At 60.8% G+C, this 9,106-nt stretch carries 8 protein-coding genes; 3 read left to right on the forward strand and 5 right to left on the reverse strand.

Translation table 11 applies throughout. The features are described from left to right. The 3 genes from groEL to AC628_RS44460 form a co-directional block, all read right to left on the reverse strand. On the reverse strand, positions 1-891 hold an 891-nt coding region (gene groEL, locus AC628_RS34715), incomplete at its 3' end, for a chaperonin GroEL (protein ID WP_143201962.1). A gap of 85 nt (positions 892-976) precedes the next feature. Continuing rightward, positions 977-1,291 carry a co-chaperone GroES gene (gene groES, locus AC628_RS34720; protein ID WP_074131207.1) on the reverse strand — a complete coding sequence of 105 codons (315 nt, stop codon included), beginning with the start codon at positions 1,289-1,291 and terminating at the stop codon, positions 977-979. Positions 1,292-2,276: 985 nt separating this feature from the next. Then, positions 2,277-2,435: a hypothetical protein gene (locus tag AC628_RS44460; RefSeq protein WP_168193515.1), complete on the reverse strand. Its 159-nt coding sequence runs from the start codon at positions 2,433-2,435 to the stop codon at positions 2,277-2,279. Between the two features lie 64 nt (positions 2,436-2,499). Here AC628_RS44460 and istA point away from each other — a divergent pair, with 64 nt between their 5' ends. Next, entirely contained in the window at positions 2,500-3,807 is a 1,308-nt protein-coding gene (gene istA, locus AC628_RS34725) for an IS21 family transposase (RefSeq protein WP_074131208.1), read from the forward strand. After that, positions 3,807-4,667, forward strand: coding sequence for an IS21-like element helper ATPase IstB (gene istB / locus AC628_RS34730; RefSeq protein WP_074131209.1), 861 nt, complete (start codon positions 3,807-3,809; stop codon positions 4,665-4,667). The genes istA and istB overlap by 1 nt, the downstream gene beginning before the upstream one ends. 215 nt (positions 4,668-4,882) lie before the next feature. On the opposite strand, the gene AC628_RS44465 is transcribed toward istB, so the two are convergent. Then, positions 4,883-7,243 (reverse strand): hypothetical protein, encoded by a 2,361-nt coding sequence (locus tag AC628_RS44465; RefSeq protein WP_074131211.1) that lies wholly within the window; start codon positions 7,241-7,243, stop codon positions 4,883-4,885. An 810-nt stretch (positions 7,244-8,053) separates the two neighbouring features. Between AC628_RS44465 and AC628_RS34740 the strand changes: the two genes are divergently transcribed. Continuing rightward, on the forward strand, positions 8,054-8,260 hold the full coding sequence (locus AC628_RS34740; protein ID WP_074131210.1) for a cold-shock protein: 207 nt from the start codon (positions 8,054-8,056) through the stop codon (positions 8,258-8,260). A gap of 360 nt (positions 8,261-8,620) precedes the next feature. Here AC628_RS34740 and AC628_RS43400 read toward each other — a convergent pair whose 3' ends face one another. After that, positions 8,621-8,824, reverse strand: coding sequence for a hypothetical protein (locus tag AC628_RS43400; RefSeq protein ID WP_143201964.1), 204 nt, complete (start codon positions 8,822-8,824; stop codon positions 8,621-8,623). Between the last annotated feature and the right edge of the window lie 282 nt (positions 8,825-9,106).

The raw sequence follows: 9,106 nt of genomic DNA on the forward strand, positions 1-9,106 counted from the left end.
GCCGGTCAGGATCGCGATGTCCTGCAGCATGGCCTTGCGGCGATCGCCGAAGCCCGGAGCCTTGACGGCCGCGACCTTCAGGCCGCCACGCAGGCGGTTGACGACGAGGGTGGCGAGGGCTTCGCCTTCGACGTCTTCGGCGACGATGACCAGCGGCTTGCCGGTCTGCACCACGGCCTCGAGCAGCGGCAGCAGCTCGTTCAGCGAGGAGAGCTTCTTCTCGTTGATCAGGATGTAGGCATCGTCCATCTCAACGCGCATCTTGTCGGCGTTGGTGACGAAGTAGGGGGAGATGTAGCCGCGGTCGAACTGCATGCCCTCGACGACGTCGAGTTCGGTCTCGAGCGACTTGGCTTCCTCGACCGTGATCACGCCCTCGTTGCCGACCTTCTTCATGGCGTCGGAGAGGAACTTGCCGATCTCGGCATCCCCGTTGGCCGAAATGGTACCGACCTGGGCGATCTCCTCGTTCGAGGTGACCTTCTTCGAGTTCTTCTGGAGGTCCGCAACGACGGCTTCGACCGCGAGGTCGATACCGCGCTTCAGGTCCATCGGGTTCATGCCGGCGGCGACCGACTTGGCGCCTTCCTTCACGATCGCTGCGGCCAGCACGGTCGCGGTGGTGGTGCCGTCGCCGGCCGCGTCAGCGGACTTGGAGGCGACTTCGCGCACCATCTGGGCGCCCATGTTCTCGAACTTGTCCTCGAGCTCGATCTCCTTGGCGACGGTGACGCCGTCCTTGGTGATGCGGGGAGCGCCGAACGACTTCTCGAGCACGACGTTGCGGCCCTTCGGTCCGAGGGTGACCTTCACCGCATTGGCGAGGATGTCGACGCCGCGCAGCATACGGTCGCGCGCCTCGACGGAGAATTTGACTTCTTTGGCTGACATGATGAGTTCCCTGAGTTTGATGTCTTCTCACCTTTGGAGGGACGCCCCACAGGCGCTCCTCAGGTGAGCGGTGCGAGCGGGTTGTTTAGGCAGCCTTCCTGCTGGACGACACGTCGGTCAGAACGCCCATGATGTCACTCTCCTTCATGATCAACAGCTCCTGGCCGTCGATCTTGACCTCGGTCCCTGACCATTTGCCGAACAGGACGCGGTCGCCGACCTTGACGTCGATCGGGATCAGTTTGCCAGCCTCGTCGCGACCGCCCGGGCCAACGGCGATGATTTCGCCCTGCGAGGGTTTTTCCTTGGCGGTGTCTGGAATGATGATGCCGCCAGCAGTCTTCTCGTCTGCGTCAATGCGTTTGACGACGACGCGGTCATGAAGTGGACGGAAATTCATACAGCCCTCCTAAGTGTTTGCATGGTTCGATAATTCTGAGCTGTTAGCACTCGATGCCGATGAGTGCCACAGACAGAATTGAAATAGGACAAGGGTTTTTCGGGAGCAAGTATCCGTAGCAGAAAAAAATTGGATAGTTCGCCACCCGATCTGGGAGTTGCGTTAGCGGTCGTTGCCTCAACAGAGCCCCGGACCATGTGGCCTAAGCTGCGACGGAGGCGCGGCATGAGTGTGCGCCGACCATCTCCTACGTGCTCGCAGCAGACGGGGGTCTTTAGCCGGTCACGACAGCGGCTGGAAAAGTACAACAGCGAAGAGTGGCGCGTATGCGAAATCAACCCTGAAGCGCAACTGCAATCTATTTCTTCGTTATGCGCATATGGCGCGCAACTTTGTCCGTATCGTACGAAGTTCGCGCGTCGAACACGGCGCCATCTACTTATGTTGTGCGGGGTGCGTGCCGACTAGGACACCAACAAGCCGCTAATGCGCTTCCGGAAGCAGGTGGGCGACATCGCCACAGAGGCTGTCGCGGTGGTGCTCGAGCACGGCGCCGGATATTCTCGTGATCGATATGCAGCCGAACGCCTCGAACAAGCGCGACGATTTCGCGAGAATATGAATCCGATGGAGATTTTAACTCCAACGTAGCTCCCTACTTCATTGGCTTCTTCGGCACGGTTGCCTCGCTGGGAGCCAAGGGTTTCCGTCGTTTCGTCATCCAAGCCGGTTTGGCTCTGCTGGCATTTCGCGCTTACAGTCGGCTTGGCTGCTCGTAGTCGCCTGGCTCCTGGACCGTGGGCGGCATTTGGCCCACTTGGTGGGGTCTCCTCGCGCTGGCTGTGCTCGGCATGGGCGGCTAGTGGGCGCGTGCGCACAAACAATCTCGCCTTAAGGTCATCCGAAATTTTCCTGACGCTGGGGATCCTCCGCGCAAACACTATGCAGAATGGAAGGACGAGAATTTCGACCGTCTGCTCAGCGTCTACGTCCGTTTCGGCCGCGCGGCGAACGCGATCAACGAAACGGGAAGGATTTCCAGCGAGTGCAGTGGGGGACCGTTGCCGATGATCCAGGGGTCAAGCCGGACGCCGAAGGACCGCCCAAATTGGTGCAGATGTGGTTTGCGGGTGTCGCGCGCCATGGAAAACTGCCCCCTCGGCGTCATGAGGAATTGCCCCCTCCTCGGATAGCTGAGGAGAGAGCGAATGAACGAGGAACGAATCACTAGAGGCTCGCCGTGGAGTGATCCACGGGGGCAGGTGATGAAGACGCCGGATGACGTGGCGGAGATGTTGCGCCTGAGGGCGTGCGGGTGGGGTCTGAAGCGGATTGGGCGCCAGCTTGGCTGCAGCCATCACACGGTGAAGGACTACGTGGCGGCGGGCGGGGTGAAGCCGTTTAAGTCGCCTGAGCGGCCGAAGCGGCTCGACGGCCTTGAGGGTTGGCTGCGCGAGAGGTTCATTCGGCATCGCGGCAATGCTGACGTGGTTCGCCAGGATCTGTTGGCCGAGAAAGGCGTGGAGGTGAGCCGACGAACGCTGCAACGCGCCGTGCAGCCCTATCGCCAGGCGCTGAAGGCGGAGGCGCTGGCGACGACGAGGTTCGAGACGCCCCCTGGCCGACAGCTGCAGATCGACTTCGGGGAGCGTCTGGTCGAGATCGGCAGGGTGAAGGTCAAAGCATTCATGTTCGTGGCAACGCTCGGGCATTCGCGACGGCTGCATGTGCGTGCGTTCCGGGCGGAGAAGCAAGAGCACTGGTTCGCCGGGCTCGAGAGCGCATTTACGACCTTCGGCGGCGTGCCGGAGGAAGTGCTGATGGACAATCCACGCGCGCTCGTCGTGCGTCACGACGCGGTGAGCCGGTCGGTTCAGTTCAACGACAAACTCATCGCGTTTGCGAAGCATTGGGGCTTCCGTCCACGCGCCTGCGCGCCATATCGGGCACGCACGAAGGGCAAGACGGAGAATGGCGTCGGCTACGTGAAGAAGAACGCGATCGCGGGGCATTCCTTCGTAAGTTGGGAGGCATTCGAGGCGCATCTCGCCAAGTGGGAGCGTGAGGTGGCGAACGTGCGTATCCACGGCACGACCGGCGAGGCGCCGATGGTTCGCTTCATACGCGACGAGGCACACCGGTTGAAACCGCTCGGCGGGCAGCCCTCGTTCGGATCATTGCGCGAACTAACCCGGGTCGTCGGCAACGATTGCGCCATCGAGATCGACACGAACAGTTACTCGGTGCCGTGGCGCCTAATTGGTGAGCGCGTGGCGGTAACGGTCGCGGCCGGCGAGGTGCGGATCCGCCATGGATTGCACCAGGTGGCGGTCCACAAGCAATCGGAAGGGCGCCGGCTGCGGATCGTCGATCCCGCCCATCTCGATGGTGTTGCCGGGCGCAATGGTGCGATCCGCCGGCCGGAGATTGCGGCGGCGGTGCCGGGGTCGTCTCCACCGCCTTCCTTGTTGCGTCCTCTTGCCGAATATGAAGCCGTGATCGGGGGAAGCTTCTGATGACGCGCGCAAAGAAGGCAACCGAAGTACCGACTGATCCCCTTGATGCCATGCTGGCGCGATTGCAGCTCTCCGGTATCCGCGATCAGCTCGATAGCTTGCTCGACGAGGCGGCGCGCGCAAACCTGTCGGCGCGTGAGACGCTGATCCTGCTGTGCGAGCGTGAGATTGCGCGCAAGGATCATCGCCGCATCGACATGGCGCTGAAGCTTGCACACTTCCCGGCCGTGAAGGAGCTTGCGGGCTTCGACTTCGAGGCGCAGCCGTCGATCGATCCGAAGCAGATCCGCGACCTGGCCGCGTCACGTTGGATCGCCAACGGAGAGAACGTGCTGCTGCTCGGCCCGCCGGGCGTCGGTAAGACGCACTTGTCGATCGCGCTCGGGCGAGAGGCAATCCTGGCCGGGTATACGGTGCAGTTCACCACGGCGACGACGCTGGTCGCTGGCCTTGCCAAGGCGCATGGCGATCGGCGCCTGGACGAGAAACTACTCGCGCTGTCGAAGCCAAAGCTACTGATCGTCGACGAGCTCGGCTATCTGCCGCTGGAACCCGACGCGGCCCATCTGTTCTTCCAACTGGTCAGCCGACGCTACGAAACTGGTGCCATGCTGATCACGTCGAATCGCAGCGTTGCCGAGTGGGGCACCGTGTTCGCTGATCCGGTGGTCGCCACCGCGATCCTCGACCGGCTCCTGCACCACAGCTACGTGTTGACTATCCGCGGCGACAGCTACCGGCTCCGCGCCAAACGGAAGAGCGGCCTCATCAAGCCGCCGCCCGCCGGTGACGACCCTCCGGTCGGCTCCGCCTCCCTCCGTCCCGTCACCGGCGGAAGCAACCTTCAACCAAGATCATAACCCGATGGGGGGCAGTTCTTCATGACGCAAAGGGGGCAGTTCCGGATGGCGTTTGACAGCGGGCAATCACTTTGATATCGGAATGAAATTTCGATTTCATCGGCTCTCGCCGCACTGGCGCGTGCGCGAGCAACCAGCATGATCCCTTTACGGGAACAGGTTTCGTCTTCCGTTCAAATCGAGCGGACCGTTTGAAGATTGGCGTAGGAGCTTCTTCAACTACGTTCTGGGTAAATGCGAACACGTCGACGACCGCCCGTTTCGTCCAATTCGCCCCTGTAAGGCACGCCGCGGATGTTGAAATACGTCGGGCTCTCGGCGTCCGGCATCAGGTGCTGGCCCTCCAGTGCGCGGACGAGGTGAGGCGGAAGGAAGCGTTCGCGGTGCTCCCACCCTCCGCGGATGAGATATCCAAGATCCACTGCCCCTTCGTGTGTTGCGCCAGCGTCACTTGCCTGCGGCGGGTGATGGGGCTGCTGCGACGGCCCGGCTGCCTCATGTGCCTGCCTGGCGCGGGGATGATGGATAAGACGAACGTCCCGGCGCCCTCCCGGTCCGAGAGTGGTCGAGTAGCGCTCACCGTTGATCGCAAACTGGCTTGGCCCGAACTGGTTCGGCAGCAGATTGATATTGCCGAGTACGTCAATCAGGACGTCTGAGGCCGGTTGCGAGCGGTGCTCCCAGCCGTCCCCAACGATAGTCCCGATATCCCGCAGTTCTTGAGAGGCCCCTGATGGACCAACGAACGACGGTGGTCCGGCAATGCCCGATGCCGGCATCGAGTGACCTTCGTCGTGCAAATCATGAGGCGTCGGCGGATTCAGATTAACCAACGGCTCAACATCGCCGTAGATGTCTGACGACGGATGCCTGGCAGATGATGATGAAGCGGGTCCTCCCACCGTTCCCCTCAACAAATCCCAAGCTCCCTCGCTCGGGGTGGCCGGCATTGGTGGAAGGTCGTAAAACGAGCTGAACTGCGGGCTACGGTACGGCGTGGATGATGAGGGTCCGGGTTCTCGGCTCGGCTCCCTCAACAAGGTCGGCTGCGTCCCGTCGTAAGGTACGCTCGATGATCGAGAGGGCCCATGGATCGCCTCCCGAAACAAATCCCAAGCTCCCTCGCTCGGGGTGGCCGGCGTTGCTGGAAGGTCGTAAAACGCGCTGAACTGCGGACCACGGTACGGCGCGGATGATGAGGGTCCGGGTTGTCGGCTCGGCTCCCTCAACAAGGTTGGCTGCGTTCCGTCGTAAGGTACGCTCGATGATCGAGAGGGCCCATGGATCGCCTCCCGAAACAAATCCCAAGCTCCCTCACTCGGGGTGGCCGGCGTTGCGGGCAGCGGGTGCGGCGCCTCGTACGGCTGTTCACCTACCTGACCGGCAGAATGCGCGTCAGGAGGAGGCAACCCCAACCCTCGGTTCGCGTCGACCATTTGTTGGTATTGGCCAAGCCTCCGCAAATCAGGGTCGAGTTTCGTCTCCTGGGTTTCACGCTTGTACGCCTCAACGTCCCCGGCAAACCCATTGGTGAAGAGACGACCAGCCATGGCCCCTCTGTTTTGGGTTTGCAGCCAATCACTCAGCCTGGAAAGGCGCCGAGCCTGTCTCTCGATAGTGCTCGGCTCGATCCTGTGTGTCGCCTTTTCCGCTGCAGCCCACATGTCGATGAGAGTCCCGTCTGCGGGATAAGGATTCAGGCGGCGGATATCGGCTGACAGCACCCTTCCCGCGCGGGCCTCCCGGAGCTTGTTCAGCGCCGCCTTCATGCGACTGCCGCGTTTTTTGATCGGCGCATACCTTTCTGCATCGATATCCAGCCCAGACGTCAACGCGGGGTTGTCAATTCGGGCTGCAATTGATGGCCGCCGGTTCTCGCTCAGGAGGGCGCTTAAAGCGCGCAGATCGGCCACGGCATTTCTCAGGGTGCCATCGCTCAAGTTGCCAGTTGCGCTCGCCGCGAACTCCTGAATGATCGCCTCGTCCTCGTCGCGAACCCCTCGCGTTCGCGCCGGCTGCTTGGCAGGGTCGGCGCGAAACGTGATCGAAGAGAACTCTTGATGCGCCTCGGAGCTGGACGGCTTTCCGCTGCTGTTTCCCCCGAACGCTTTGCCAACGCCTGACTTGATGCGCGACCATAGTCCACGTCGTTTGCTGTTCTTGGGCTCGATCGCCGGCTGTACCCCTGGTAAGGCGTAGCGCGCGCTGCTGAAAAGATCTTCCTGCAAATTGGACTGCGGCGATAGCTGGGTCGCCCCGCCGCGGCGCTCATGGGAGATATCTACGCTGTGCCGCACGCTGTTGAACGAATCGTCCCTCAGCCGCGAACATGACGGCAACCGCATCGAACCGCCGAGTTCGGCGTGGCGGATCTGTCCAGAGCGCGCCTCAGGACTCTCGTCAGGTGAATTCGAGCTTGCGGAACTTTCATCGGGTGAATTGAGTTGCAACCTCTCGATCTGCTGCTCAAAGCTGCTTTGCCGGCCATGCGGCCGTTGTCCCGCCCGTTGCCCTTGCTGCATGGCGGCGTATTGCCGCGCCCAAGCTCCTGCATTGAATGGGTCGACTGGATCCATCATGCACTCCTATTCACGGTAGAGGTCAGGTCAGCTTGCGGACTTATGCCCCTCATTTGCGGAACACAGGCGGCAGCGGCTCGGGGCGAGAGCGAGACTCAGTCTCTATAGGAGGCTCTATAGGAGGCAGCTGTCGAAAAGCTGACGAGTGTAAGCAATCCCGGATGCGGCGATCGGACCAGCTTCATCGAAAAGTGCGGCCCAAAGCGCCTACGCACTGCCGATGACTTCCAGAGTGCACTGATTTCCGATGAAAAACTCGCCCACCGTTCCAACTTGCTCTCGCCCGAGTGCGAGCCGTTTTTGGCCCGTGGATTCTCTGGCATGGGGGCGGGGTCAACCGGGAATGGCCGACTGAACTCCGCTCCGGTTACTGTGGGCATTTTGGGCGACGATTCGATAATCATAGCCCACACTCATCGCGTTTGCATTTTGAACAGCGTCATCAAGAAACGTCCCAGTGTACGAAACGTGCTGGACTGTAGCGCCGCGACGCACATCAGGAAGCATGATCGGGACATGTTGGATGCGCGACGCACTTTAAGATCATTCGCAGCCGTCTACGTCGCGACGATTGCAGGTTCGACGAAACGCATGGACCGAGATAGTCGCGATCCGCGAGCGGCCGATGATCGACGCCTTAAACGCTAAAAGCTAAAGCGAAGTGCACCGAGCCACTATGCTCGATCTTCTAGACTCCCCGCTCGGATCAGGTCGGGGAGGACAAAAACGAAAAGCCTCTCAGCACGCATCTTGATATCGGCCTCACACCTCGGCTAGATAGGCAGGCTTCTAACTGGAGATACTGCAGTGGCGATGGGTACCGTGAAGTGGTTCAATCCGACCAAGGGATATGGCTTTATCAAACCCGATGATGGGGGACCGGACGTCTTCGTGCACATTAGTGCTGTTGAGAAAGCCGGCCATGACGGCCTCCCAGAGGGCGCTCGCATCAGCTATGAACCAAAGAGCGGCCGTTCGGGTAAGGTCTCCGCCGAAGATCTGCGACTTGGATAGGGTTACCAATCACGATAGGCCGAGCTATTTGCCGCGTCCGGCCCTCGACTACCCTGGCATCAATCTGGCCTCAGCGCATTCGTGGCACCGCTGAGGTTGTCTGCGCGTCTAGCAATGCGATTGCATCGGCACGACAGGCCGCGGCCTTACAAGTGGGCTCTGCAACGTAACGGCTTGCGATAGCAAGCAGGGCTTCAGCCGGTGTGACCGGCGTTGGGGTAACAGCGTCCGCGGCGCCAACCAGCGCTATCTCGCGCACGGCAGTGGCAAAGGAAAGCGGCGGCCTGACCCTAACCCCATCAGGGCTATGTCCTCAACGTTCTTCCGACACGGCGAGTGAACGTGTGCAGCAGACGCCATTCACATTTCAGCTCTCCCATATTCCTTCCACAGCATGATTTCGAGCTCTCCTGGAACATCGAGATGCTCAGGGAAATCTGGGAAGGGAATTGAATTTCCATCGCGTACGAAGAGGGCGAGATGGGTATCGCTGTTCGTTTCCGTACAATGTTCTCGGGAAGCACTATTTCCGGGGCCGGGACCAATGTTCGGCGCGCCTGTCATGAGATGACTTCTCCTCAGTCTAGGTGGAGAGCATTTGCGCATAACCTGCAGGAGGTATGCCAAACGCGAAAGTCACGTCCGGACAATGAGATCAATCTGATGACTCGTGAGATGTCCTACGCTTCGAAGCTCCGACATGTCGGCAACTTGACAGTGAGGGTCGTTTTGAGACCACAGGTTTGTGGGAGTCGGTACGAGCACTTATAGCGCGACAATCAGGATGAGAGCGGCGCGTCAATCAAGATGAGACGAGGCGACCGAGTCAGGGGATCATTGACGCTC

This window comes from Bradyrhizobium sp. NAS96.2, assembly GCF_001908235.1.
Classification (GTDB): domain Bacteria; phylum Pseudomonadota; class Alphaproteobacteria; order Rhizobiales; family Xanthobacteraceae; genus Bradyrhizobium.

What these genes read in the sequence shown, in the direction of transcription:
- groES (WP_074131207.1), bottom strand. Translation starts at nt 1,291, where the DNA reads ATGAATTTCCGTCCACTTCATGACCGCGTCGTCGTCAAACGCATTGAC.
- istA (WP_074131208.1), top strand. Translation starts at nt 2,500, where the DNA reads ATGAACGAGGAACGAATCACTAGAGGCTCGCCGTGGAGTGATCCACGG.
- AC628_RS43400 (WP_143201964.1), bottom strand. Translation starts at nt 8,824, where the DNA reads ATGACAGGCGCGCCGAACATTGGTCCCGGCCCCGGAAATAGTGCTTCC.
- istB (WP_074131209.1), top strand. Translation starts at nt 3,807, where the DNA reads ATGACGCGCGCAAAGAAGGCAACCGAAGTACCGACTGATCCCCTTGAT.
- AC628_RS44465 (WP_074131211.1), bottom strand. Translation starts at nt 7,243, where the DNA reads ATGGATCCAGTCGACCCATTCAATGCAGGAGCTTGGGCGCGGCAATAC.
- AC628_RS44460 (WP_168193515.1), bottom strand. Translation starts at nt 2,435, where the DNA reads ATGGCGCGCGACACCCGCAAACCACATCTGCACCAATTTGGGCGGTCC.